Source organism: Heyndrickxia sp. FSL K6-6286 (genome assembly GCF_038630395.1).
GTDB lineage: Bacteria > Bacillota > Bacilli > Bacillales > Bacillaceae_C > Heyndrickxia > Heyndrickxia oleronia.
The window spans coordinates 1,947,471-1,971,327 of record NZ_CP152029.1 but is presented as its reverse complement, the minus strand read 5'-3'; the positions used below and the strand labels follow the sequence as shown (position 1 = coordinate 1,971,327).

The following is a 23,857-nucleotide window of genomic DNA, read 5'->3' as shown; positions in this document are numbered from 1 at the left end:
TGCAAGCTTAATCCTCCTCTTTGATGATAAACTCCTCTTCACCATTATCTGTAATAATACTAGTTAGTTGCTCTTCTACTGTTTTTAATTTATCGTGACAAAGCTTGGAAAGTTCCATCCCTTTTTTATAGATCGTCAATGCTTCTTCTAAAGGGACATCCCCTTTTTCTAAACGTTGAACAATGACTTCTAATTGTTCCATTGCTTCTTCAAATGATAATGTTTCAGCCATCTTTTTCATTCCTTTCCAATTTCTTTCACTTCACAAATAATGTTTCCGTCAGCTACTTGTACTCGAATACGATCGTCTTCTTTTATTTGGTTCACACTTTTAATAATCTGTTGATTCTCTGTATAGGCAAGACTATATCCTCTATCCATGACTTTTAATGGGCTTAATGCTTCTAATGTCATAAGAACCTTTGAGAACTCCTGCTGTTTATCCTTTAAAGTAATCATTAATTGTTTTTGAAGTTCATTGTTTAATCTTTTGTATTTTTCCTTTTCATGTTCAACCTGTTTTTTCGGTTGATTCCTTAAAAATTGTTTTTGCAGTTGGGTAAAGTCAATGAAAAGAGATTGAATTTTTTGTTTCATCTCACGACTTAATTGGTTCGTTAATCGGTCCAAATGTTCCATTTTTTGTTCATATAAGCGCTGAGGGTTTTTAAATATATAAGAACGCTCTAAAAATTCCAGTCTTTTTCGTTCATGTCTAATCATCTCAGAAGTGCTTCGAATTAATCTCGATTTTCGATTCAACAGTTTTTCCATTAACTCCTCTATATGAGGGACAGCTAATTCTGCCGCCCCAGTCGGTGTAGGTGCACGTAAATCTGCAACAAAGTCTGCAATGGTAAAATCGGTTTCATGTCCAACTGCTGAAATGATAGGTATATGTGAATGGGCAATAGCCCGTGCAACAATTTCTTCATTAAATGCCCATAACTCTTCAATTGAACCACCACCGCGTCCAACAATTAAGACATCTATTTTTTCCATTTGATTCATTTTTTCAATTGCGTCTGCAATGGATTTTGCAGCATTTTCACCCTGTACTAAGGCTGGGTGTAGAATCATTTTTCCGATAGGATATCTTCGCTTAATTGTAGAAATAATATCTCTAACAGCCGCTCCTGTCGGCGATGTAATAATTCCAATTGTATTGGGATATTGAGGTATTTTCCTTTTTCTTTCCAGAGCAAATAATCCTTCACTTTCTAACTTTGCCTTTAACTGTTCGTACGCTAAATACAACTCTCCTATTCCATCTGGCTGCATTTCCTTTACATAAATTTGATATTGACCACTGCCTTCATAAACAGTTATTTGACCTTGAATTAAAACATTCATCCCATTTTCAGGCTGGAATTTTAATACTTTATTAGCAGAAGAGAACATCACAGCTAGAATTCTAGCTTTATCATCTTTTAAAGTAAAATACATATGACCACTGGAATGCTGCTTAAAATTTGAAATTTCTCCTTTTACATGGATATTAGCTAAATACGGATCGACATCAAATTTTCTTTTAATATATTTGGTTAACGCTTGAACAGTTAAATACCGATTTGCTGTCAAATGTAACACCCTTTTTATATTTAATATTGAAAAGGAGACTGTATTGACTCCATAGTGCTTTTCTTCATTTTAATGGTAGGATTACGATATCTAAGCCCTACATTATGTAAAAACAAAAGCTGCTTCAAGGGAAGTCAGCTTTTGTTTTATTATACATCTTAATCATTAGGTTGACGATATTTTAATTATTTTTCAGTGGATTTCAGCTTATTTTGTTAGCTTTATTATTCATTTACTTTTGGGTCGTATCTTTTATTTTCGACAATACACCATTAATAAATTTACTTGATTGCTCATCACCGAATCGTTTAGACACTTCTAATGCTTCATTGATCGCTACGTTTGCTGGAATATCATCAACATACATTAATTCAAATACACCTAAACGTAAAATATTTAGATCCACCTTTGCTAACCGATTGATTGTCCACTTTTCAAGGTGTTGAGCAATCATTTCATCAATTTCATTTAAATGATTACTTGTCCCATGTACCAATTCATTTAAATATTCATCATTTTCTTCACCTTTGACTACATTTTTGATGGCCTCATCTGGGGAAGCTTCGTTGATATCTATTTGAAATAATGCTTGGAGAGCCTTCTCTCGTGCTGTTCTTCTTTTCATTTTCAATTAAAACTCCTTTTTCTCTAAATGAGGATGTCAACGCCTCAATATTAATTCATATTGTCCCTTATTATTTTACACTAAAAAGATAATAGCATAAAAAATACATTGAACGCACGATTTATTCTAATATCATTCATTTTTATTATAATTCATAAAAAAAGTAAAGCCAAGGGTGTGTACCCTTGGCTAGTGGTTTATATCATTTCTGGTTCGTAGTCATTTTCCTGCTTCTGTGTTTCAAATTGAATGCCAACAATATGAATATTAACTTCTTGTGCTTCTAAAGCTGTCATATTCAGTAGTGCTTGACGAATATTGTCTTGAATTTTCCCGGCAACTGTCGGTATTGAAACACCAAAATTCATCGTACAATAAACATCAACAAGTATTCCTTCTTCCGTTAGGTCTACCTTTACACCTTTACCATGGTTTTTTCTTCCGAGTTTTTCAGCAACACCGGATGCAAAATTTCCTCTCATTTGAGCTACGCCTTCCACTTCCGTTGCTGCAATACCTGCGATTACTTCAATAACCTCTGGAGCAATTTCAATTTTACCTAAACCGTCTTGACCTTGGTTCATTTCTAGCATTGTATTTGTTTCAACCATCAATCAAACACCTCCATCTATGATTATTTCATTATATCGTATTTTTCTAAAAACTTCGTATTGAAATCACCACTTACAAATGTTTCATGTTCTAACAATCGCATATGGAAAGGAATAGTTGTATGAATTCCTTCTACTGCAAATTCACTTAATGCACGTTTCATTCTAGCAATTGCTTCATCTCTTGTCGCTCCATAAGAAATAACCTTTGCAATCATAGAATCGTAATATGGTGGAATTGTATATCCAGGATATGCGGCAGAATCGACACGAACTCCTAGTCCACCCGGTGGTAAATACATATCAATTTTCCCTGCGGATGGCATGAAATTCTTAGCAGGATTTTCTGCATTGATTCTACATTCAATCGACCATCCCTTAAAAGTTACTTCCTCTTGTTTAATCGATAGTGGTTGACCAGATGCAACGAGTATTTGTTCTTTTACTAAATCTACACCTGTCACCATCTCTGTAACGGGATGTTCTACTTGTATTCTCGTATTCATTTCCATAAAATAAAAAATTTGATTATGATGATCAAAAATAAACTCAATCGTTCCTGCACCAGTATAATCAACTGCTTTTGCTGCTTTTACAGCTGCTTCACCCATTTTTTCACGTATTTCAGGGGTAAGTGCTGGTGATGGAGATTCTTCTAATAGTTTTTGTAAACGTCTTTGGATTGAACAGTCACGTTCACCTAAATGTATTACATTCCCATGTTGATCAGCCATAATTTGGATTTCAACATGTCTAAAATCTTCAATGTATTTCTCAATATACACACCAGGATTACCAAATGCTGTTGCAGCTTCTTGTTGTGTGATATTGATTCCTTTTACTAGTTCTTCTTCATTTTTCGCAACACGGATTCCTTTACCACCTCCACCAGCAGTAGCTTTAATGATTACAGGATATCCCATTGAATTAGCTAATTGGATTGCTTCTTCAATTTCATTAATAATTCCTTGAGAGCCTGGGACGATAGGTACACCTGCATCCTTCATTGTTTCTCTTGCAACGTCCTTTGTACCCATCTTAGAAATTGCTTCTGGACTAGGTCCGATAAAGATAATATTGCATTCTCGACATAGCTCTGCAAAGTCAGCATTTTCAGCTAAAAATCCATATCCAGGATGAATTGCATCACAACCTGTTAATTTAGCAATACTAATGATATTTGTTACATTTAAATAACTATCTTTTGATGCTTTTGGTCCAATACAATAAGCTTCGTCAGCTAACTGTACATGAAGGGCATCTTTATCAGCTTCGGAATAAACCGCTACAGCTTCAATACCTAAATCACGACATGCACGGATAATCCTGACAGCAATTTCACCGCGATTGGCAATTAATACTTTTTTTATCATGATGTTCGCTCCTTACTTAGTCTTCACCAAGAATAAAGGTTGTCCATATTCAACAAGCTGGCCATCTTTAACTAAGATTTCAACAATTTCTCCGTCAACTTCAGCTTCAATTTCATTAAATAATTTCATCGCTTCGACAATACAAACAACTGTATTACTCTGAACCGTTGATCCAACCTTCACATACACGTCAGCGTCTGGTGATGGGGATTGATAAAATGTCCCAACCATTGGAGAAACAATTTTATGCAAGTTCTCATCTTGTTTTTTAACAGGTTGTTCTACTATCTCTTGAACTGGCTCATTTTTCACTTGTGGCGCAGCTGGAGCAGGCGCTACTGGTTGCATCACTGGATTTTGGGCAATAGGAGCTTCAACAACCGTCACGTCTGAATTTTTCTTCATTTTAATTGAATATCCTTCACCTTCCAATTTAAACTCATTAATGCTTGATTGATCAATAAGCTTAATTAGTTCACGAACTTCTTGTATTTTCATAATAATAACACCTCTTCAGTTTTTTGGATAAACCATCAATATGTACATGATTAATAATTATTATCCTGCTATTACATATCTGCTGTCAAACTTCATTATGAATAGATAACTAACTCTAGCAGAATGATTTAAGACTTACTACTAATATCATACGATAAGACTTAGTAAAAATTCAATAACCTAATAGAACCAATCTAATTTTACGAATAATAAAAGGTGATCCAATTCACTCCGGATCACCCTAAACATGACTATTTACGGTTGAAAATCTACAGCTACTTTTTGCATGTTGCCCATTTCTTCCTGTACTAATCTTAAAATTTGATTGGCTGCTTTTGTATTATGTTCTTTTGCTTTAACTGTAATTTTCATTTCAGTCCCATCTGCTCTTACTAAAACATCTTCATAGCCTTTAGATTTTATTAATTGTTCTAAAACCTTTTCAGTTGTTGCTAGTTCATTTAATTTCTTCATTTCATCCTGTGCTTTACTTCTTTCTTCAGCTGATAAATCAGTTGACGCTAACGTTTTTGTTAAATCATCCTTTGCTTTGCTACGATCATCCTGACGATCTATACGAATTTGTTCGAACACTTCATCACTTTGTTCTGTCACAACATTCATGTTTTGTTCTTTCTTAGTAGTTTCTTTTTCCTTCGTTGCATCCTTTCCATCTTTCTGCTCGACCGCGGCCATATCTGATTGTTTTGGATCTGAAGTAACATAATAGACGGAAAGTACGACGACTAAACTTAACATTGTTAATAACCATACAGTTTGTTTTTTCAATAACATGGATATATCCCCCTTAATTTTTTTTAGGTTGAACAGACACTTTATGTGTTGGAACATCTAAAGCCCTGGATACCGCTTCTATAATCATACTTTTTACTGATATATTTTTGGCTCCGTCTGCTACGACTAGAACCCCTCTAATTTCAGGTTTCTTTGTTTCAGTAATCAATGGTATTTCCTTGTCACCATCTCTAATGATGACAAGTTTTTCATCTTTGGAAAGATCCTCAATCTGCCGTTCTCCACCATTTTGGTCAGTTTCTGTTGTTGTTTGATTTTGAATCACGGTGTTTTTTTCGTAAACTTTACTTTCCGTTGCTGCAAGATTGACGATGACTCTAACCTTACCCACTCCGGACATTTGCTCTAAAACATCTTTAAGCTCTGTTTCATATTGCATTTCATAATCTTTCATCTTCTTATTTTGATCCTTATTCCCAGAACCAAATGTTTCTACATCCTTTTGATCGTCACTTGCACTATATACAGAAGTGGTAGAAGAGGATTCCTTATTCCCTGTTTTCCAGATGTCACTGATTAGCATTATTGCTATTCCACAGACTAGTAGAATAAGGAGGTATTGATATTTCTTATTTTTTTTATTAGAGTCATTCTCTTTGCTTTGAAATAATTTTTCTTTTAACCAATCAATAGGACCTTTATTATTGTTCATTCAGATTGCGAACCCTCCCTTCATAGTGAAGTTCAATCTGGTCTTTTGTTACATTCCATTGATCTGCTAAGGTTTCCTTAATGCTCTCCATCTCTTTTAAATGTTTGTCATTCTTGGGTTGATCTGCTTGAATCTCAATAGGTTCTATTGCAGCAATTGAATTTTCTTTGGCTTCTTCCAAATATACAATCACCTTATCTATAGGATTTTTACCATCATTTTTATGTCCACTTTCCTCGAGATTAATGTTTTGTATTTGCTTACCATATTGATTCATCAACTCCTCCTTGACATCATTTTTCATTTGGACAGCCACTTGTTCTAATGTATATTCATCTTGTACAGCTTGTATTTCTTTTTTTTTCGATTCTATTAAATTTTCTAGTTTTTTATTATCAACTGCTCTTTCAGAAGAAAAGGAGGTTAAGATTTGATCAAAGTCCTTTGAAAATACTTTGATAAGTGGGGTAATGATGATGGCAATTAACAAAAGACCTGTTACCATTTTTGTATATTTCTTCATATTAGAATTCGGTAGGAGCATGTCCACTATCATCGCTAATAAAATGAAAACTACAATATTCATGATCCATTCTGTAAGAAAACTCATGTAACCTCTTCCCCTTGCCTAACACAATTTTTCAATTTACCGCATCATCATCGTTATATTCCCAGCTACAATAATAATAGTGATACTTAAAAAAAACATGAGAGCAACAATTGCCAAAGCTGCAAATACATAAACCATATTTTTACTAATTGTATCTAAACATTTAATGACTGGACCGTTTCCAATTGGCTGAATAATTGCAGCGGTGAATTTGAACATAAACGCAAGTGCTAAAATTTTAATAGCCGGAAAAGCAGCAATGATTAGAACAATTGCTACCCCTGCAATTCCCAGGGTGTTTTTTAATAATACGGAGGCACTTATTACCGTATCGGCAGCATCAGTAAACATTCTCCCGATTACAGGAACAAAATTACCTGTAACAAATTTTGCAGTTCGAATTGTTATTCCATCTGTTACAGCTGTAGCTGTTCCTTGTACAGAAATCACTCCTAAAAAGATCGTCATAAATATCCCTAATAAGCCAATACTTCCATTCCGTAATAGCTGTGCAAGCTGTGTTGCCTTATACTGATCAGATAAAGTACTAACAATACTAAGGATGGTTGATAATAGTAGTAAAGGTAATACAATATATTGAACGAGTACTCCACTAGTATTCATAAGAAATAATATAACTGGATGAAAAAAAGCTGCTGAAGTTATTCCACCTGAAGTTGAAATCAGTGCGAGCAGAAGAGGAATAATCGCTAGTATAAAATTAGTCATCATGCTTATAGCATTTTTTGCATATTCAATAGCTACATGAAAACTATTAAGTGCTAATATTGTAAGAACGATAAAAACGATTGCGTAAGCGACTTTACTAATAGTTCCCTGTTCAAATGCTTGGTGTAGGGATTGTAGAAACATACTAAAGATCGTTAAAATTATTAAGGAACCTAATAATTTTCCATTTGCAATGAGTTCGTGAAAAGTAAACTTAAGAATCCCCTTAAACCATTGGTTGAGGGAAAATTCTTTATCCCCTTTTATAAAATCAATTAAGCTACCTTTCTGACTATCCGGTAAATAACCTCCATATTCCTGGATGACGTTATCCCAATATTGCTTCAATTCATCAATACCTAAGTCATTCATTTGTTTTTCAACTAATTCTTCTTGCAGTGATGGATTTGTCTCGCTATTTGAGGCTGCATATATGTTGCTCTGTCCAAAAAGAGTAGTAAATAGGATGGCCATTATTATCAAGATCCATTGCCGCAAAACGTATTCACCTCACAAGCTTGTACTATCCATTGGGAACCAAATTAAGGACGGTTTCTATTAATACGGTTAAAATCGGAATAGCCATTGCTAATATTAGTATTTTGCCTGCTAGTTCAACTTTTGCTGCCATAGCTCCTTGTCCAGCATCCTTTGAAATATGTGAAGCGAATTCAGCTATATAGGCGATTCCAATAATTTTCAAAATTGTTTTTACATAAATTGTGTTCACATTCGCATTCGTTGCAATGGTTTCAACCATCCGAATAATGGCATATACTTGATCCACTAAATAAATGAATATTGCACATCCAACAAATAGCACTAATAAAAATGCAAAATTAGGTTTTTGCTCTTTTATAATTAAAGCGAGGAAAGTTGTGATTAAGGCAATCCCAACAATTTTTAAGATTTCAATCCTTATTCCCTCCCTAGCCTTGAAATAAAAATACTGATTTTATTTTTTGAAATAAATCATCGACAATGGAAGCCACTAGAAATAAAATGTATAAAAATCCAAAGAGAGTGACCCATTGAGCATATTCCTTTTTGCCTACTTGATCTAAAATAGTGTGCAGGAATGCGACGATAATACCAACACCAGCTATTTTAAAAATCACATCTACATCTATTCCCACATCTTTCCCTCCTGTCAACTACAAAAGCAAAATAACCACTAATAATCCCGATAGAAAACCTAGGCTTTTCATCATTTTTTCATAGCGCTGCTGTTTGTCACGTGCATCTTCTTCCTCGCGTTCTAAATGTGTTAAAGTTAGGATAATTTGTTTTTGTTCAGTCATTCGATCATGTTTTCCTAAAGTTTCACCAAATTGGACAAGAATTTCATATTCACTTCTTTTTAATGCAGTCAATTTCCAAATCTCTTGTAAGCTCTCCTCCCAGGCACATTTAACTGTTGTTTCCATCGTTGTCAGCCGTAAAGAAAATTGTTCAAAACATGTAGCAATTGGCTTAGGCATTTGAGTAGATAGTCTCCTTGCTGCTTCATGAAGTGGAGTATGTCCATACATAATTTCAGCTTCTAATGATTGTAATGCTGTACGAAACATACGTAATTGCCTTGTTCTTTCACTTAAGCGCTTGGATAATTCGAACCCAGCCCATGTAGTAGAAAAAATAATAAAGATTGCTCCAATTACTCTAACCACTCGAAACACCAACTTTATAAATCCGTTCTTTACCATTTTCATCACAAATTTTATCAATTGTTCCTGGTCCTTTTCTTCTCGTCAATTCAATATAATTTTCAAAAACCCGGGAACGTAATATTTCAGTTAAGTTTGGCCGTTTTTTTATTTCTTCATATGATTTCCCATGTGTAGTCATAATCAATGTAATACCTGCATTTGCAGCTTCCATTATTGCTTCACTATCTTTTTTACTTCCTATTTCATCCACAATCAAAACATCTGGACTCATCGAACGAATGAGCATCATCATACCTTCTGCTTTTGGACATGCATCAAGAATATCAACTCTTGGCCCAAATTCTAATTGTGGGATTCCATGAACACAACCTGCAATTTCAGAGCGTTCATCCACTATTCCAACTTTTAATGGGGGAATCTTTCTTTTCGTATCTCCGGTTGAGATAATTCTTGCAATATCGCGTAAGAGGGTGGTTTTTCCCGACTGTGGGGCGCCAATAATCATCGTATGTCGCCAACGGTTCCGATAAAGCACAGGAATATAAGGATTTGCCACTCCAATTTTTTCCCTTGCGATCCGAAAATTAAAAGAAGCTAAATTTCTAATTGCTTTTACTAATCCATTCTCAAGAATTACCTTTCCAGCAAGACCGACACGATGCCCACCAGGAATCGTGATATAACCTTTTTTTAATTCTTCTTCCAATGTATAGAAAGAAAAATTCGCCAATTTATTTATGATCTGCTCAGCATCTTCTTCTGTAACGATATAAGGAATAAAATAGGGCTCACCTTTAGACATTATTTCTATTGGTCGATTAATTCGTATTCTTATTTCCTCCGTCCAATCTAAAACAGGAGTTGGTAATTCTTTTATTTTTACTGAGATATTCTTTGGCAAGAATGTTAGTATGTTTTCTATTTTCAACTCCTCCTTATTTTGAATAAAAATCCTATTATAAAAATATCGTTGTACATGCCTTCTGATATTAAATGTATTCGCAACAAATTAGAGTATGACTAATAATATAAAAAAAGAGGATGCCATAAGTGTTAACACTTATGGCATCCTCTTAAAAAAATATAATAATGGTAAAAGTATTGTTTTCTACCGATCTGCTCTTCTCATAGTAATCGTATATAACTTAAAAGGAGTCAAGTCATCGAACAAACTTCCTTAAAATAAAAAATGGAAATTTACTTTATGAAGGAAAAAAATTGAGATTTTCACTTTCGAAAACAAAAAAGCAGACTTTCTCTTCTTAATGAATGAGAAAGTCTGCCTGCGCTTTAGTTAGCGATTAAGCACGTGATACATATGAACCGTCAGTTGTATTGATAATTAATTTATCTCCTTCATTTACAAAGAAAGGAACTTGCACGATTAATCCTGTTTCAACAGTAGCTGGTTTAGAACCACCTGAAGCCGTATCACCTTTAATACCAGGTTCTGTTTCAGTTACTGTAAGTTCAACTGTGTTAGGAAGCTCAATACCTAGTGTTTCACCTTGGTACATCATAATTTGTACTTCCATATTTTCTTTTAAGAACTTTAATTCATAATCGATCGCTGCAGCACTTAATTCAATTTGTTCATAGGATTCATTATCCATAAATACATGTTGATCCCCATTTGCATATAAGTATTGCATTCTGCGGTTATCAATTTGTGCTTTGCCTACTTTTTCTCCAGCACGAAATGTTTTTTCTTGAATTGCGCCAGTTCGAAGATTACGAAGCTTTGAACGAACAAAAGCAGCACCTTTACCAGGTTTTACGTGTTGGAAGTCCATGACTCTCCATATTCCTCCATCCACTTCTATTGTTAGACCAGTTCGAAAATCGTTAACAGAAATCATCTTGTTTTTTCCTCCTAATTGTTCAGCAACATAAAATTATTCTTTTATGTGCATCCAGTTACAAAATCATATTAAAGAATTATTAAGTCTTTTGTTGAATGAGTTAAAGTTTCATTCGAATTTTCCGTAATTAAAGTGTCATCTTCAATACGAACACCACCAACACCAGGTAAATAAATTCCTGGCTCTACAGTAACAACCATTCCTGGTTGAAGAGCAAGTTCTGATCTAAAGGAAAGTGCTGGACCTTCATGGACTTCAAGCCCTATTCCATGGCCAAGAGTATGACCAAAGTATTCACCGTAGCCTTTTTCAGCAATATAGTCTCTTGCTATTGCATCCGCTTCTATACCTGTCATACCTGGTTTAATTTTTTCCACAGCCAGCAACTGTGATTCAAGAACAATATCATAAATCTCTTTCAGTTTATCTGATGGATTTCCTACAGCAATTGTACGAGTAATATCTGATACATATCCTTTATGTAAGGCACCATAATCTAAAGTAACAAAGTCACCCTTTTCGATCACTTTATCAGAAGCTACTCCGTGAGGAAGAGCAGATCTTGTACCAGAAGCAACAATGGTATCAAAAGATGAAGAGGTAGCACCTGCTTTTCTCATAAAAAATTCAAGTTCATTGGATACTTCCAACTCTGTAACTCCAGGCTTAATATACTCTAATATATGTTTAAATGCAGCATCTGCAATGTCGGCTGCTTCCTTTAATATCTTAATCTCTGCATCCGTCTTAATCAAGCGTAAATTTTCAACTAAACCTGAAACTGGAACTAATTCCGCATTAAATGTTTTGTCATACAGCATATATGCAGAATAATTTACATAATCTTGTTCAAATCCTAGTTTTTTTATTCCTAGTGCTTCGACTTGCTTCGCAATTTCATCATGAATTAACCCTTTATGTTGAATGACTTCATAGCCTTCTGCTTGTTTTGTGGCTTGTTCTACATAACGAAAGTCCGTAATAAACTGAGCAGCTTCACCTGAAATAAGTACAACACCTGCTGTTCCAGTAAAATTAGAAAGGTATCTGCGATTGTATGGACTCGTAATTAGTAATCCATCGATACCTGCTTTCGTGAATTGCTTTCGTAAATTCTCTAGTTTTTGCAAAGTTACTCTCCCCTTAATATGTATTCAATCATTGCTTTTAATGCTAGTTCATAACCGTAAAGTCCGAACCCAACAATTTGCCCCACTGAAACCGGTGAAATGACTGATTCTCTTCTAAATGCTTCCCTTGTATGGACATTTGAAATATGTACTTCAATGACGGGTACATCGATTGCAGCTATAGCATCCCGAATGGCATAGCTATAATGAGTAAATGCACCTGGGTTAAAAATGATTCCATTATATTTTGTCATACTAGCCTCATGTAACTGATCAATTAAAACCCCTTCGTGATTTGATTGAAAAAAATCAACCTTTACATTATACTCTTCTTCCAGTTTAGCAAAGCTTTTCTGTAACTCTTCTAGGCTGTTTTTGCCATAAATATTTGGTTCTCTTTGGCCTAATAAATTTAAATTAGGGCCGTTTAATAATAAGATTTTCATCATTCAAAAGCACCTTTTAAAAAATTTGAAACATTCTTATGAATATTCTATTGAATATTTTATCATAACTTTTTTCGCTACGAATAGTGAAATCACTCATTCAATTTTCTTTCTCTAAAATATTTAAATTCATTATGTTCATATGAAATTGAATATCCGACAAACAATCCATATAATGCATAAATACAAGCAGAAGTAATCAGGGTATTATGATCATTTTTGAAAAATGGTTTCATACTAGGAAAAATGGGATTAAGAATAAAAAAAACGACGAGATAAAGGATCAAACCATATGCAATCCCTACCCACATAGATTTAAATTTTTTTAAAACAAGATAATAAACTAAAGCAACACCAATGGATATAATGCCATACATGATAATCGTTATAATGATTCCAATCCAACTACCTCTCCAATTTCCTACCGTAAAAGGTTCTAATAGAATATTCGGTTCTATCTTTGTAAAGTTAAAATAATAACATAAATAAGCCAATAAGCTCCAAAGAATCCCACCAATAAATCCAGTGACTAATGCCATTGAAATAAATGAGACACGATGGTTTGAATGTTTTTCTTCCATATGTGACATATGAACACCTCCGAATATAATACTTACCCTTAGAATATCCAGCGTTAATTAAACTAGTCGTAATTTTATTTTTTTAGTAAAATAAAGTTAATATGTTTGCTATTTCTGATTAGTTCAATAAGTTAGAAACTCATTCATAGAAAATTAATCGAAACAAATAGCGAGGAAATGGTTGGTGAATAATTAGTGGAAAGTCAAAATAGACCTGCTTATGGTGGTCAGGCAGTTGTTGAAGGTGTAATGTTTGGCGGAAAGCACCACACTGTTACAGCAATTAGAAGAAAAGATCGTTCAATTGATTATTTTTATTTACCTAGAAAGTCAAATTCAGTATTACAGAAATTAAAAAAAATCCCTTTTTTGAGAGGGATTATCGCTTTAATCGAGGCAAGTGCAAACGGGTCACAACATTTAAATTTCTCCAGTGAACGTTATGATGTAGACCCTGAAAAAGATGAAGAAATTTCTGAAGAGAAAGTTTCGAAAACAACTATGATATTAGGAGTCGCTACACTCGGAGTTCTTTCCTTTATTTTTGGAAAATTTGTTTTCACTCTTGTGCCAGCAATTTTAGCATCATTTATGAAATCGATTTTTCCTAGTGATGTTGCACAAGTACTAATTGAAGGGTTAATAAAGCTTCTTCTATTATTAATTTATATTTATTTTGTTTCATTGACACCAATGATTAAACGAGTATTTCAATATCACGGTGCAGAACATAAAGTAATCAATGCCTATGAAAATCATTTAGAGCTGACTGTTGAAAATGTTCAATCCCAATCAAGACTTCATTATCGATGTGGAAGTAGTTTTATATTATTTACTGTTATCGTAGGAGTTTTTGTTTATATGCTCGTACCCACAGATCCACTATGGTTGCGACTAGTTGATCGTATCGCACTATTACCGATTGTTCTTGGAATATCATTTGAAGTACTTCAATTGACAAATAAACTAAGAGATATTCCTGTATTACGTTATTTGGGTTACCCTGGACTTTGGCTTCAACTTCTTACCACTAAAGAGCCTGCTGATGACCAAGTAGAAGTAGCTATTGCTTCATTTAATGAATTGCTAAAATTCGAAGAAGAAAAAATACCTATGAAAGCTGATATGCCAAACTTAGAAATGTAAAAAATATCAATACTCTTTACCTATCATTGATAATATTTCTTATTCAATTGACACTTTCTAAGTTTACCGAAACAGATAATGTGAAAAATTGGTATAAAAGGATGAAATTGCGGACAAAATGCATAGGAAAAGTGCAAAGCGTCTCGGTCAGTCTTCAATACAGATGATTAAAAGGCTAGGCGCTGAAGCTAGATCTGATGTTTCTATTGGAGGTGTCTTTTCTGATGGTAAGAAATTGGCTTATTGGTTTAGTTTGTCTATTGGCTATTATCGGGCTTGGATCATCATTAATACAACAGCCAGGGGCATTATTAAAGCAAGTAATTATTGCAGCTATTCTTATTTGCGCCTGCTATTTTATTTATCGGATTTGGTCTAATAAGCGACCGAATGCAAAGGATAAAAGAGAGTTTTTAAAAGCAGCACGAAGATCTAAAAAACGACTTAAAAATCGTCATGCAACTACAAGTACTCACTCACAGGCTCTTAAGAAGCCAATCCGTAAGAAATCTCAAGCTAATTTAACAGTAATAGAAGGAAAAAAGGGAAAAAAGAAAAATCGCGCCATTTATTAAGCAATGAGCTAGCGACGTTGGAAATGAAGTAATAGCTTCAGTATAGTCAGCTAGTTATTCTTTCATTAATATGACCATGTTTTTAAAAATTTTAATGTTTTTGAACGCCCTAGCTCAATAAGGGCGTCTTTTTTTTCCTTTGTAAGTTGGAAATCAGTTGACATAAAATTTTCAGCAGAAATAAACACAATATCTTTTTCATGTTTTCTCGAAATATACCTAGCATCATGGGCTTCTTTCATTGTTTCAAATAGAGCTTCAAATAATTGAACACCATTTTTTATATTGTGTTTCGGTTGGTCCATTAATTTCGAACTAAGTGTCAAACCCAAGACTGGACGGACCTTCTGTGTATCTTTATTTACAAAAATCCACATTGGAAAATTACTTAAGACCCCCCCATCAACCAACACACTTATCCCCTCTAAACTGCGTAGCTTCACAGGTTCAAAAAAATACGGGATACTACAACTCATCCTGATAGCCCTGGCAACTGGAAAACTGTCAATCGGAACACCATATTGCACCAAATCATCCGGCAATACAAGCAACCTACCGTTGCTTAAATCTGAAGCAATCACTTTCAACGAATCCTTTGGCAGATCTGCAAATGTGTATACTCCTTTAGCAGCTAGTAGTTCGGTTAATAAATTTTCTAACACTTTACCTTTATATAAACCTAATCTCCAATAAAGTAATATCCATTTTGCAATTTGCTTCGGAATAGGCAGCCATGAATTACGTGAATCTAATAATTTTTTAAAATCCAGATGATCAAGTAAATCCTTCAGTTCTTGACTTGAGTAACCCGCTGCTACTAATCCTGCGATTATTGATCCTGCACTTGTTCCTGCAAGTCGTTTAAAGGTGAAACCTTTTGATTCAATTGCCTCATATGCCCCAATTAAAGCCAGACCCTTTATCCCACCTCCAGAAAACACTCCATCTATTTCCATGTTCTGCATCCCCTTTGGTGTCATTTCTCTTTTTATATTTGTAAGATGAAGAAGTTTAAATTAGAACATAAAAAAAGAGATGAGAGTAATTTCTCATGCTGCTTTTAAAAAAGATTAATTAAAAAATGTGATTTAAGCTTATTACTAACCTCTACAAATACACCATTAAAAAAAACATTTGAACTAATCGACTCATTCATTAAACAACTACGCTCCCTTTATTCATTCCAATCAAATTTTGGGGTGAGAGAAATTCCTTAACAAACATTAGATACAAGTACTCTTGTACAAAATATTACCTATTTTTTGAACTTGAAAGAATATCTTTGTATTTTAACATGATGAAAACTTATAAAGGAGGCAAAAAATTAGTGTGGTAGTACTGTAGGTAGTGTGACATAATTGTTCCATATAAGGTAAACTTATATACTATTAATTTTAATAAAGGATGATTTTATGAAAAATACAGTATCGGTTAATCTTAAAACAAATAGGAGGGGGACTATACTTTAACCCTCCTAAAAACAAGGAGGAAAATATGACTCGGAGTGAAGTTATTAATATCTGTGATGAATTTTTGCTTTCAACCATTTCAAAATTATATGGATTGGAAGAATATCGAATTGGACTGATTTCCCCACACGAGGGAGGGCGAAATATAGTTTATATTTGTGAAAGAGAAGGATCAAAATCAAAAATACTTAGGATTTCTTACTTAAACGACAGGCACCTAGAGGATTATCTTAGTGAATTAGAATATATAAAATACCTATTTAATCATGGAGGCAGTGTTTCAAATGTAATCAGTTCTTTAAACGGAAATATTCTAGAGGAAATTTCCTATAACGACCAAATGTTTTTCGTTAGCTTATTTGAAAAAGCTAAAGGAAAAATGCTTGTTGAAAACAATTATATGTATCGAGAGGGCACAGAAATAACTGAATATTATTATAATTGCGGAAAAACTCTTGGGAAACTACATCAATTATCAAAAAATTATACTCCTATTCATAGTAGATATAATTTCTTTGACAAATTTAATGAACACTACATCGATGAATTGATACCCGATACCCTCACTTTACTCAAAACAAAACTGAAAGAGCTAATTAAAACACTGAAGAACCTCAGCAGAAATAGAGATAATTTCGGTATGATTCATTTTGATTACAATGACGGAAATTATTCGATAGACTTTGATAATGGGCAAATTACGGTGTATGATTTTGATAATTCTTGCTTTAGCTTTTATATGTTTGACCTTGCTTCGCTCTGGATAAATGGGGTTGGATGGATTCAATTCGAGCCTGATCCTATAAAACGGAGAATATACGTTTATTTATATTATTTTGTTTATTAGTTTTAAAAGAATTACTAGTTTTAAGGGGTGTCAATTGTCTAAAATCTTTTTCCTTTTGTGATGCTTGTTCAACCTGTTCCCCTTCTGTTTTGGGGGTGTCAATTGTAGTTGAATCAGAAACAAATCTCTTAAAAATCCATAGATTAGTTGATTGAGATCCATTAGTTCTTTTTGTTTGTCTTACTTCTAAGATTCCAAGCTTAATAGCCTTCCTTTTCATACGGTGAAAGGTACTTTCACTTGCTCCTGCAGCACAATCTTTTATTTTTATGCCTTCGAGAATGGCTTTAATGCTTGCAGTAGCAACCCCTTTTACATTTGCGCAGTACTTAGTTAAGCGTCTGAAAAGCATATATTCCGTTTTAGTAAAGTCTTTCTTATGTTCTGCAAGAAACATTTCAATATTGTTGTTAAAATCCTTTAATGACTTGAATTGACTGTATTTTTTAAAGCTTTGAATGTTGGCCATAAATAAGTTTTCCATGTTCTACTCCTTCTAACGGAAAAAGACACTGTTCCCGATATAACAACGTATAAGGGAAACAATGTCTTTAAATGTTAGATAGAAACATTCTTTTGTTCTTGAATCTCACATAAATATGTACTAAAATAAGGGTACATATTTATGTGAATACGAACTTCGACAAGTGTTTTCCCTACTGCATCTAGGGGGAACGGTTATAGGGTACGCCAATACCACTATAACAGTTGGAGTTCTTTTTCACGTTCATTTATTTGTTAAATAGATTCTAGCATATTTTACTAATGAATTGATAGAGAATATCTCGAATTATGCAGAAAAAAATAAAAGTAAGCCGAAATCGAGTACATTTTTTCTTACCGCACGGCTAACCTTATTGAATAAATATAGAAAAAAGTGGTGCAAAGCTGGCACCACTTTTTTCTATATTTATTGCTTATCAGTTTTGTAAAATTCTAGAACCTTTTGAAAACTAGTAGGGAAAGGTTTTTTATATAATTGCAATGCTTTTACATCAGCAATAATGCCTTCTTCTCTATTATTCATAATTAAGAAAAAATGTCTTCTATTATTTTTATACATTCTATTAAGTATGTTTTTATCTAAATTAATAAATGTATTTTTATTTGATTTTATTCTAATATTCTCTTCGACTATAGATGTATTTCCGTATTCATCAATTAAAAGTACATCTACAGTAGTATTATAAGGAACTGGTTCAAATTTCAAGCTATTAATTTTTTCATTTGTTAACGGTTTTTTCTTTTTAATTAAATACTCCAACTCCGTATTATTTTCTCCCATCCAGTAAGGTTCTGGCAAAAAATTCTGAATGGATGATAATTTACTTTGAGATAAATTAAACACTTGCTCTTGTATTAAATCTTTCCCAATATTTATATCCTTACTTTGAACAAAAAAGCGATAACTACCTAGACTACTACCATTATATCGATAAGCATCACTATTTTTCTCTAAAGGGAAGAATGTTAATTCTTGCATTCCATCTTTATCCCATTTTAAGTCAATATTAATTGTAATTGATGTATGAGGAGCAACATCGAAAATAATTGCAGGAACCCACTTTGTAGAATTTGTAGTTTTAATTTTAATATTTTTATTTCCCTGTAGAAATATTGATTGAACAACAATATTTTCTTTTGTATTATTCTCATATTTTAACTTACCCGAAATAATAGATTTTGTTTTAGGTAATTTTAAATAAGAAAAGTCATCTCCTTGTACTGACTCATTTTGAATAAATTCCTCATCTGGAATAAAACTTAAAACTTTATCAAAACCATCAAAACCAGAAGCAACCTCATCTGACTCATTTAATAGATCCATTTTTTTTGATACAATAACATCTTTACTATCTTCTTTAAGTTGAAGTAAATCTTTTTCAGTATTCAATTTTCCCTCCATTTTCCCATCAGATCCTTCAATATTACAAGATGTTAGAAGTAAAGCAAGAAATATTAAAATGATTATTCGAATTCTCATAGTAAAACCTCTTTCATTAAAAATAGCGCTGTAATATTTACAGCGCTAACTATTAAAGTTAGTAAAAATTCCTGTCAGAAGTTGCTTTTTCATATATGGAACCCTTCATAGTAGCTGTATGAACTGTCATCCCTATAAAGAGGTTTAAATCAAGTGGAATGTATTTCTTCTTTGCTTCAGATACGGCAGTACCAAAAGCAAGTGCTGTATCACGTACTCCATATACAGTTATACCACTTTGTGTCGCATTTCTAAGTCCTGCATATGCAGAAGTAGTTGTCATAAGGTGTTCTCCTTTTGTGGTACCTTTGCTATATACATAATAATTATGAAATCTTACTTGGGTTTTTCCTGTAGCATACCTCTCAAACTCTGCTGATCTAGCCTTTATATTATTATTATCACTATCATCCTCAACTACAAAATCAACTGATTGCGGATAGTAATTAGGATCATTTTCCAGTTTTTCCCATGCTTCATCCCAGTTAAATTGATAATCTTCATTAGTTCTTTCAGCCGCATAACTTTGACCACCTGTTATGGTTAAGGCTAATAATGCTGCACCAAATAAACTTAGAATTTTTTTCATTTTCCTTTTTACTCCCCCTATTTTTCTATAAATTTTGTACATTCTTAATATAGCATAGCTATTTTCCAGTTTCAAAACATAAATTGTAAAATTATACTATTTAGGTGTGATATGGATTTTGATAGTGTCGAAACTTAAAAGTATTGACACCGTTTTTGTGGCGCAGTAATATCAGGCTATCAGTGAGTGTCATAACTTAGTATCGTAATTTGATTTGAAAATGTGGGGTTTTACATATGAAATATGGCTATGCTAGGGTTAGTACAGTTCACCAGGATTTAGAATCACAATTACAAGCATTAGAAAAAGAAGGCTGCAACAAGATTTATTCTGAAAAGTTTACAGGAACTAAAGCAAATCGGCCGCAGTTCCAGGAGTTATTAGCGATATTAAAAGAAGGAGATACTCTAGTCGTTACCAAGTTAGATCGTTTTGCTAGATCCACCAGGGACGCTATAGACATAGTGACGGAACTATTTGATAAAGGCGTAAAAGTCCATATTTTAAACATGGGACTAGTGGAGAACACGCCAACAGGACGGCTTGTATTTAACGTTATGAGTGCCTTTGCAGAATTTGAAAGGGATATGATCGTAGAACGCACCCAAGAAGGTAAAGCCATTGCTAAACTTCGTGAGGACTTTAGAGAAGGTAGACCAAGAAAGTATGGAAAAAAACAAATAGAACACGCTTTAAGACTGTTAGAGACCCATTCATATAAGCAGGTGGAGGATTTAACAGGAATCTCGAAAAGTACGCTAATAAGGGCAAAAAAGAGGCAATTAAATAGATAGTGGAATAAAAAGAAGACCAGATATCTATTCTGGGCTTTTTTATGTAAGAAATTATCTAAATTCATACATTAGAAAAAATATAAAAAAATTTGATCCCCCCTCTTAAAACGAAGAATTTTAATCGCTATACTGCTTTATGAATCTCAGAAAGTATCGCAACTATTCGGCTGAATAAAACGATTACTTTTGTAGATGAGAAGCAAGTTAGTATTTCATCAGTGGTAAAATAATCATACAGAAAATGAGGGGTAGGGTATGTATATGAAAACAAGGTTAACAAATGCAATACAGGAATTAGAAAAGTTTTATGATATTAAAAGTAAATCGAATAATGAAAAAGAGATTGCCTTAGCTAAGGATTACTTAGCTTGGGTACAACAAAAAACAAATATGATTATCAACGAAAAAAATTTTTCAATTCCAGATGGTACTCACATCAAACGTGGTGATGTTTATTGGATTGAATTCGGATTTAACATTGACGAAGAATTCGGTGGACGTCATCCTGGTATTGTTTTAAGAAGAGGTGGAAATACAGCTATTGTATTGCCTTTATCAACCCAAGAGCCTACTAATGATCAGAAAAAAAGTGGTATATACGTTGAAATAAAAAAAGTTTGGGGCTTCAAGAACATGACTCGATGGGTCAATGTCTTGAATTCAACTCCAATTAGTATCCAAAGGTTCGACTTTGCATCAAATAAGGGAAATGTAAAAGGGGCAGATTTAGATGCAATTAATGAAGCAATAGAAAAATCAGGATTATGGGGAGTAAAGAAGAAGAACTTTTTGAAAAGTAACAGCTAAAAATCTATAAAAATATTAATTTTTTAAAATAATAGTTGACCTACATCCAACAAAACTGATATATTAGTAATCGCTAAAACAAAAACAAGACATGCATTGCCTTGTTTTGATGAACGTGAAGGAGCTTCATAGCTCAGAGAATGAAGAATGTGAAGGAAGCGCCCCCTTATTTATAAGGGGGCGCTTCAGTTTTTGTCGAATGTTTTTATGTATGTAGCAGTCTTTCTATGAGTATTCTAGTTAATGTGCATGGACTCTTTGAGTTCAGCCAAATGAAAGTGAAGGGAGAAGCCTAAGGGCTTCTCCAGTTTGTTTTCTGCCTATAATTTGATAGACTAAATTCACTAATACTACGGGAGTGAGAAAATGAAGCTTAAATTAACTGGATATCCCGATATAGACAGTCTTTTGAAAAGTACCTATGAACTCCTTGAACAAGGGAAGACACTACATAAGCAAATCGAACAATCTGTAAAATTCGAGCCAGTAAAATATAAAAGAGCATTCATTTTATGAATGCTCTTTTATATTGATCTATTAAATTATTTGTAAATCCATCTTAAATGAGCTCCATCAAACGAATATCCAAATCCATTTTTAGCTTTTACAGCACCTGATATTGATGCATAAAACTGATGATTTTTAAGCTTAGCAATTTGAACGGAACCACTTTTTCCGGAAATAGTAAATCTTCCTTGAGATAAACCACTTGTCAAATCTGTAACCATAATCAAACCACTAAAAGATTCAAATGTATATCCTTTATTCATTACTACCTCATATACAATTCTATTACTACTATCTACATGAAAATTCGCTTTAGCAATTTCTTTCTTAGCAGCTCTAAAATTATTATCTGGATATTCATAAATTGGTATACTTATAGTTGTAACTTCTTGAGAGTCATCATTATTTTCTACTGCTTTAACATTAGTCATTGGAGCAAAAATAACTAATGTTAGTAAAAGTGAAGCAACGATTAAAAAAAGTTTTTTCATCAGAAATTACATCCAATAGTGTTTATTTTTTCCAAAAAGAAGTATATACTATCACGAGAGAAAATTCCAATATTTTTATATTTAAGGAGATTGATTCCAATGTTTGGAGATTTTAGAAACTCAAGTGTATCCGATCAAAATTCTGATGTTTATAAAGAAAAATTCCATATTTTATTAAAAAACTTTGATTTAAAACCTGAACAACTATCAAAGTTACTTAATATCCCTATAAGCAAAATAAATAATGTAAAAGATGAGGAAATAACAAATGATGAAAAGGAAAAAATAGAATACATTTCTGCTATGTTGAATTATGGTCTTCCAGGTATGGAAGCAAACGAAAGAGTACACATATTGTTAGATACATTAATCGAAGAGTTCCAATTATCTATTAGAAATATAGCTAAAATGATAAATGTAGAGGAAGATGATTTATTAAATTTCAAAGAAAATGGATCAATAAAAAAGGAAATAGAATTAAAAATATGTGTTAATCTAGTCATGCTTAATTTTATACTGAATCAAAATAAATGAGCATTCGCTTTATGAATGCTCATTTATTAAATAATCGGGCAAAGAATCCCTTTTTTGTTTTTTTTCTTCTTATGTGATAGCAATAGATAGTTTTAACAAAAATATAATCTGTTTCAAAAACTGATAAGAGAATTTATGTTCTCTACCTATAACATAAGACTTGGATTAAAATAACGGTAAAGGGACGGAGGAAAGAACGATGAATAACACAGAAAAACCATATTCACCAAAAGAGATAACTCTTGATTTAGATATAGGTGACAGTACTTTACGTAAATGGTGTATTGCACTAGAAGAAGCAGGTTATTTTTTCAACAGAACGGATGGTAACAAGCGCGTGTTCTTTAATCGTGATCATATCGTCTTAAAAAAATTTCAGAACCTTGTGCAGGTGCAAAATATGTCTTTGCAGAACGCCGCGATTATTGTTTCATCAAAGTATAAAGTGGAACCGTCCGACATCAAGAACACCGAGAACACCGATCTTTCTATACGTTCTAGTAATGAGCTAGTTCAGGAATTATTTGATAGGATAGGAACACTTGAGGAACAACAAAATGAATTAATAAAGATGAATAAGGCACTGTTTAATCAATTAGAAGAACAACAAAGGTACATAGAAGAACGAATGAATAAGCGTGATTCATTATTGATGGAGTCTTTACGTGAGACCCAGGAAACAAAAAAGATGATGATCGCTGCTGAAGAAGAACGTAAAAAAAGAAAAGGTATCTTCCGTTTATTCACTAAAAACCAGTAGAGTAAGTAATAGTAATCTGCTAAATCTATCAAAGTTACATTTGCTAACTTATATTTATCTCTATATAGGCAACATAAGTTTAAGTGGCATGTCGAGTAGAAAAACTCTCCTAAAACAAGATAAAATTCTATAAAATTTCACCTCCCCTAAATAAAAAAAGCTCCTTAGAG

The 23,857-nt window shown here is 33.2% G+C and carries 31 protein-coding genes; 8 read left to right on the top strand and 23 right to left on the bottom strand.

Annotated features, from left to right (window positions below; genetic code table 11):
- Window positions 1-7 precede the first annotated feature (7 nt).
- The 18 genes from xseB to MHI39_RS09855 all read right to left on the bottom strand — a co-directional run bounded on the left by xseB (window position 8) and on the right by MHI39_RS09855 (window position 13,193).
- Window positions 8-232 (bottom strand): exodeoxyribonuclease VII small subunit, encoded by a 225-nt coding sequence (gene xseB, locus MHI39_RS09940; protein WP_058002233.1) that lies wholly within the window; start codon window positions 230-232, stop codon window positions 8-10.
- 5 nt (window positions 233-237) lie between these two features.
- Window positions 238-1,581 (bottom strand): exodeoxyribonuclease VII large subunit, encoded by a 1,344-nt coding sequence (xseA, locus tag MHI39_RS09935; RefSeq protein WP_058002232.1) that lies wholly within the window; start codon window positions 1,579-1,581, stop codon window positions 238-240.
- A gap of 232 nt (window positions 1,582-1,813) precedes the next feature.
- Window positions 1,814-2,206, bottom strand: a complete 393-nt coding sequence (gene nusB, locus MHI39_RS09930) for a transcription antitermination factor NusB (protein ID WP_058002231.1) — start codon at window positions 2,204-2,206, stop codon at window positions 1,814-1,816.
- Window positions 2,207-2,403: 197 nt separating this feature from the next.
- Window positions 2,404-2,817 (bottom strand): Asp23/Gls24 family envelope stress response protein, encoded by a 414-nt coding sequence (locus tag MHI39_RS09925; protein WP_071976161.1) that lies wholly within the window; start codon window positions 2,815-2,817, stop codon window positions 2,404-2,406.
- A gap of 23 nt (window positions 2,818-2,840) precedes the next feature.
- The gene (gene accC / locus MHI39_RS09920; RefSeq protein WP_058002229.1) at window positions 2,841-4,190 is read right to left on the bottom strand and encodes an acetyl-CoA carboxylase biotin carboxylase subunit; all 1,350 of its coding nucleotides are present in this window, start codon (window positions 4,188-4,190) and stop codon (window positions 2,841-2,843) included.
- A 12-nt stretch (window positions 4,191-4,202) separates the two neighbouring features.
- Complete coding sequence (gene accB, locus MHI39_RS09915) at window positions 4,203-4,691, bottom strand: acetyl-CoA carboxylase biotin carboxyl carrier protein (RefSeq protein ID WP_058002228.1); 489 nt, start codon at window positions 4,689-4,691, stop codon at window positions 4,203-4,205.
- Window positions 4,692-4,943: 252 nt separating this feature from the next.
- Complete coding sequence (locus MHI39_RS09910) at window positions 4,944-5,483, bottom strand: SpoIIIAH-like family protein (protein ID WP_058002227.1); 540 nt, start codon at window positions 5,481-5,483, stop codon at window positions 4,944-4,946.
- Between the two features lie 13 nt (window positions 5,484-5,496).
- Window positions 5,497-6,156, bottom strand: coding sequence for a stage III sporulation protein AG (gene spoIIIAG, locus MHI39_RS09905; protein ID WP_058002226.1), 660 nt, complete (start codon window positions 6,154-6,156; stop codon window positions 5,497-5,499).
- Window positions 6,146-6,766: a stage III sporulation protein AF gene (spoIIIAF, locus tag MHI39_RS09900; RefSeq protein ID WP_058002225.1), complete on the bottom strand. Its 621-nt coding sequence runs from the start codon at window positions 6,764-6,766 to the stop codon at window positions 6,146-6,148. Before spoIIIAF ends, spoIIIAG begins: the two co-directional genes overlap by 11 nt.
- Before the next feature lie 36 nt (window positions 6,767-6,802).
- Complete coding sequence (spoIIIAE, locus tag MHI39_RS09895; RefSeq protein ID WP_235813238.1) at window positions 6,803-7,969, bottom strand: stage III sporulation protein AE; 1,167 nt, start codon at window positions 7,967-7,969, stop codon at window positions 6,803-6,805.
- Between the two features lie 49 nt (window positions 7,970-8,018).
- On the bottom strand, window positions 8,019-8,417 hold the full coding sequence (gene spoIIIAD / locus MHI39_RS09890; protein ID WP_071976162.1) for a stage III sporulation protein AD: 399 nt from the start codon (window positions 8,415-8,417) through the stop codon (window positions 8,019-8,021).
- Window positions 8,418-8,424: 7 nt separating this feature from the next.
- On the bottom strand, window positions 8,425-8,631 hold the full coding sequence (gene spoIIIAC, locus MHI39_RS09885; protein ID WP_058002222.1) for a stage III sporulation protein AC: 207 nt from the start codon (window positions 8,629-8,631) through the stop codon (window positions 8,425-8,427).
- Between the two features lie 18 nt (window positions 8,632-8,649).
- Window positions 8,650-9,165 (bottom strand): stage III sporulation protein SpoIIIAB, encoded by a 516-nt coding sequence (spoIIIAB, locus tag MHI39_RS09880; RefSeq protein WP_058002221.1) that lies wholly within the window; start codon window positions 9,163-9,165, stop codon window positions 8,650-8,652.
- Window positions 9,158-10,087, bottom strand: a complete 930-nt coding sequence (gene spoIIIAA, locus MHI39_RS09875) for a stage III sporulation protein AA (RefSeq protein ID WP_058002423.1) — start codon at window positions 10,085-10,087, stop codon at window positions 9,158-9,160. The genes spoIIIAB and spoIIIAA overlap by 8 nt, the downstream gene beginning before the upstream one ends.
- Before the next feature lie 379 nt (window positions 10,088-10,466).
- On the bottom strand, window positions 10,467-11,024 hold the full coding sequence (gene efp / locus MHI39_RS09870; protein WP_058002220.1) for an elongation factor P: 558 nt from the start codon (window positions 11,022-11,024) through the stop codon (window positions 10,467-10,469).
- A 71-nt stretch (window positions 11,025-11,095) separates the two neighbouring features.
- Window positions 11,096-12,157, bottom strand: coding sequence for a Xaa-Pro peptidase family protein (locus tag MHI39_RS09865; RefSeq protein WP_058002219.1), 1,062 nt, complete (start codon window positions 12,155-12,157; stop codon window positions 11,096-11,098).
- 2 nt (window positions 12,158-12,159) lie between these two features.
- Entirely contained in the window at window positions 12,160-12,606 is a 447-nt protein-coding gene (gene aroQ, locus MHI39_RS09860; RefSeq protein WP_058002218.1) for a type II 3-dehydroquinate dehydratase, read from the bottom strand.
- 89 nt (window positions 12,607-12,695) lie between these two features.
- Entirely contained in the window at window positions 12,696-13,193 is a 498-nt protein-coding gene (locus MHI39_RS09855) for a YqhR family membrane protein (RefSeq protein WP_139254882.1), read from the bottom strand.
- A 240-nt stretch (window positions 13,194-13,433) separates the two neighbouring features.
- Between MHI39_RS09855 and MHI39_RS09850 the strand changes: the two genes are divergently transcribed.
- Together MHI39_RS09850 and MHI39_RS09845 are read left to right on the top strand one after the other, a co-directional pair.
- Window positions 13,434-14,330: a DUF1385 domain-containing protein gene (locus MHI39_RS09850; protein ID WP_058002421.1), complete on the top strand. Its 897-nt coding sequence runs from the start codon at window positions 13,434-13,436 to the stop codon at window positions 14,328-14,330.
- Between the two features lie 224 nt (window positions 14,331-14,554).
- Window positions 14,555-14,905: an SA1362 family protein gene (locus tag MHI39_RS09845; RefSeq protein WP_058002217.1), complete on the top strand. Its 351-nt coding sequence runs from the start codon at window positions 14,555-14,557 to the stop codon at window positions 14,903-14,905.
- A 65-nt stretch (window positions 14,906-14,970) separates the two neighbouring features.
- On the opposite strand, the gene MHI39_RS09840 is transcribed toward MHI39_RS09845, so the two are convergent.
- Window positions 14,971-15,861, bottom strand: a complete 891-nt coding sequence (locus tag MHI39_RS09840) for a patatin-like phospholipase family protein (protein ID WP_058002216.1) — start codon at window positions 15,859-15,861, stop codon at window positions 14,971-14,973.
- 538 nt (window positions 15,862-16,399) lie between these two features.
- Between MHI39_RS09840 and MHI39_RS09835 the strand changes: the two genes are divergently transcribed.
- Window positions 16,400-17,221 carry a phosphotransferase gene (locus MHI39_RS09835; protein WP_058002215.1) on the top strand — a complete coding sequence of 274 codons (822 nt, stop codon included), beginning with the start codon at window positions 16,400-16,402 and terminating at the stop codon, window positions 17,219-17,221.
- Here the strand turns inward: MHI39_RS09835 and MHI39_RS09830 are convergent.
- The 3 genes from MHI39_RS09830 to MHI39_RS09820 form a co-directional block, all read right to left on the bottom strand.
- Window positions 17,175-17,705 carry a hypothetical protein gene (locus MHI39_RS09830; protein ID WP_058002214.1) on the bottom strand — a complete coding sequence of 177 codons (531 nt, stop codon included), beginning with the start codon at window positions 17,703-17,705 and terminating at the stop codon, window positions 17,175-17,177. The genes MHI39_RS09835 and MHI39_RS09830 overlap by 47 nt on opposite strands.
- 426 nt (window positions 17,706-18,131) lie before the next feature.
- Complete coding sequence (locus tag MHI39_RS09825) at window positions 18,132-19,205, bottom strand: hypothetical protein (protein ID WP_058002213.1); 1,074 nt, start codon at window positions 19,203-19,205, stop codon at window positions 18,132-18,134.
- A 58-nt stretch (window positions 19,206-19,263) separates the two neighbouring features.
- Window positions 19,264-19,794 (bottom strand): hypothetical protein, encoded by a 531-nt coding sequence (locus MHI39_RS09820; protein WP_058002212.1) that lies wholly within the window; start codon window positions 19,792-19,794, stop codon window positions 19,264-19,266.
- A gap of 236 nt (window positions 19,795-20,030) precedes the next feature.
- Here MHI39_RS09820 and MHI39_RS09815 point away from each other — a divergent pair, with 236 nt between their 5' ends.
- The 3 genes from MHI39_RS09815 to MHI39_RS09805 all read left to right on the top strand — a co-directional run bounded on the left by MHI39_RS09815 (window position 20,031) and on the right by MHI39_RS09805 (window position 21,911).
- Complete coding sequence (locus MHI39_RS09815; RefSeq protein ID WP_342541187.1) at window positions 20,031-20,588, top strand: recombinase family protein; 558 nt, start codon at window positions 20,031-20,033, stop codon at window positions 20,586-20,588.
- Window positions 20,589-20,849: 261 nt separating this feature from the next.
- Window positions 20,850-21,395: a type II toxin-antitoxin system PemK/MazF family toxin gene (locus tag MHI39_RS09810; protein WP_333728193.1), complete on the top strand. Its 546-nt coding sequence runs from the start codon at window positions 20,850-20,852 to the stop codon at window positions 21,393-21,395.
- A gap of 366 nt (window positions 21,396-21,761) precedes the next feature.
- Complete coding sequence (locus MHI39_RS09805; protein WP_342541186.1) at window positions 21,762-21,911, top strand: hypothetical protein; 150 nt, start codon at window positions 21,762-21,764, stop codon at window positions 21,909-21,911.
- Between the two features lie 26 nt (window positions 21,912-21,937).
- On the opposite strand, the gene MHI39_RS09800 is transcribed toward MHI39_RS09805, so the two are convergent.
- On the bottom strand, window positions 21,938-22,393 hold the full coding sequence (locus MHI39_RS09800; protein WP_333728194.1) for a hypothetical protein: 456 nt from the start codon (window positions 22,391-22,393) through the stop codon (window positions 21,938-21,940).
- A gap of 99 nt (window positions 22,394-22,492) precedes the next feature.
- Between MHI39_RS09800 and MHI39_RS09795 the strand changes: the two genes are divergently transcribed.
- Window positions 22,493-22,927 (top strand): HTH domain-containing protein, encoded by a 435-nt coding sequence (locus tag MHI39_RS09795; RefSeq protein WP_333728195.1) that lies wholly within the window; start codon window positions 22,493-22,495, stop codon window positions 22,925-22,927.
- A 199-nt stretch (window positions 22,928-23,126) separates the two neighbouring features.
- Complete coding sequence (locus MHI39_RS09790) at window positions 23,127-23,687, top strand: DUF3967 domain-containing protein (protein WP_333728196.1); 561 nt, start codon at window positions 23,127-23,129, stop codon at window positions 23,685-23,687.
- Window positions 23,688-23,857 lie beyond the last annotated feature (170 nt).

What these genes read in the sequence shown, in the direction of transcription:
- spoIIIAF (WP_058002225.1), bottom strand. Translation starts at nt 6,766, where the DNA reads ATGAGTTTTCTTACAGAATGGATCATGAATATTGTAGTTTTCATTTTA.
- efp (WP_058002220.1), bottom strand. Translation starts at nt 11,024, where the DNA reads ATGATTTCTGTTAACGATTTTCGAACTGGTCTAACAATAGAAGTGGAT.
- MHI39_RS09925 (WP_071976161.1), bottom strand. Translation starts at nt 2,817, where the DNA reads ATGGTTGAAACAAATACAATGCTAGAAATGAACCAAGGTCAAGACGGT.
- accC (WP_058002229.1), bottom strand. Translation starts at nt 4,190, where the DNA reads ATGATAAAAAAAGTATTAATTGCCAATCGCGGTGAAATTGCTGTCAGG.
- MHI39_RS09850 (WP_058002421.1), top strand. Translation starts at nt 13,434, where the DNA reads ATGTTTGGCGGAAAGCACCACACTGTTACAGCAATTAGAAGAAAAGAT.
- MHI39_RS09790 (WP_333728196.1), top strand. Translation starts at nt 23,127, where the DNA reads ATGAATAACACAGAAAAACCATATTCACCAAAAGAGATAACTCTTGAT.
- xseB (WP_058002233.1), bottom strand. Translation starts at nt 232, where the DNA reads ATGGCTGAAACATTATCATTTGAAGAAGCAATGGAACAATTAGAAGTC.
- MHI39_RS09825 (WP_058002213.1), bottom strand. Translation starts at nt 19,205, where the DNA reads ATGAGAATTCGAATAATCATTTTAATATTTCTTGCTTTACTTCTAACA.
- MHI39_RS09910 (WP_058002227.1), bottom strand. Translation starts at nt 5,483, where the DNA reads ATGTTATTGAAAAAACAAACTGTATGGTTATTAACAATGTTAAGTTTA.
- MHI39_RS09830 (WP_058002214.1), bottom strand. Translation starts at nt 17,705, where the DNA reads ATGGAAAACTTATTTATGGCCAACATTCAAAGCTTTAAAAAATACAGT.
- MHI39_RS09845 (WP_058002217.1), top strand. Translation starts at nt 14,555, where the DNA reads ATGGTAAGAAATTGGCTTATTGGTTTAGTTTGTCTATTGGCTATTATC.
- MHI39_RS09795 (WP_333728195.1), top strand. Translation starts at nt 22,493, where the DNA reads ATGTTTGGAGATTTTAGAAACTCAAGTGTATCCGATCAAAATTCTGAT.
- MHI39_RS09855 (WP_139254882.1), bottom strand. Translation starts at nt 13,193, where the DNA reads ATGTCACATATGGAAGAAAAACATTCAAACCATCGTGTCTCATTTATT.
- MHI39_RS09800 (WP_333728194.1), bottom strand. Translation starts at nt 22,393, where the DNA reads ATGAAAAAACTTTTTTTAATCGTTGCTTCACTTTTACTAACATTAGTT.
- MHI39_RS09835 (WP_058002215.1), top strand. Translation starts at nt 16,400, where the DNA reads ATGACTCGGAGTGAAGTTATTAATATCTGTGATGAATTTTTGCTTTCA.
- spoIIIAG (WP_058002226.1), bottom strand. Translation starts at nt 6,156, where the DNA reads ATGAACAATAATAAAGGTCCTATTGATTGGTTAAAAGAAAAATTATTT.
- MHI39_RS09820 (WP_058002212.1), bottom strand. Translation starts at nt 19,794, where the DNA reads ATGAAAAAAATTCTAAGTTTATTTGGTGCAGCATTATTAGCCTTAACC.
- nusB (WP_058002231.1), bottom strand. Translation starts at nt 2,206, where the DNA reads ATGAAAAGAAGAACAGCACGAGAGAAGGCTCTCCAAGCATTATTTCAA.
- MHI39_RS09815 (WP_342541187.1), top strand. Translation starts at nt 20,031, where the DNA reads ATGAAATATGGCTATGCTAGGGTTAGTACAGTTCACCAGGATTTAGAA.
- aroQ (WP_058002218.1), bottom strand. Translation starts at nt 12,606, where the DNA reads ATGATGAAAATCTTATTATTAAACGGCCCTAATTTAAATTTATTAGGC.
- MHI39_RS09805 (WP_342541186.1), top strand. Translation starts at nt 21,762, where the DNA reads ATGAAGCTTAAATTAACTGGATATCCCGATATAGACAGTCTTTTGAAA.
- spoIIIAE (WP_235813238.1), bottom strand. Translation starts at nt 7,969, where the DNA reads ATGGCCATCCTATTTACTACTCTTTTTGGACAGAGCAACATATATGCA.
- MHI39_RS09810 (WP_333728193.1), top strand. Translation starts at nt 20,850, where the DNA reads ATGAAAACAAGGTTAACAAATGCAATACAGGAATTAGAAAAGTTTTAT.
- MHI39_RS09840 (WP_058002216.1), bottom strand. Translation starts at nt 15,861, where the DNA reads ATGGAAATAGATGGAGTGTTTTCTGGAGGTGGGATAAAGGGTCTGGCT.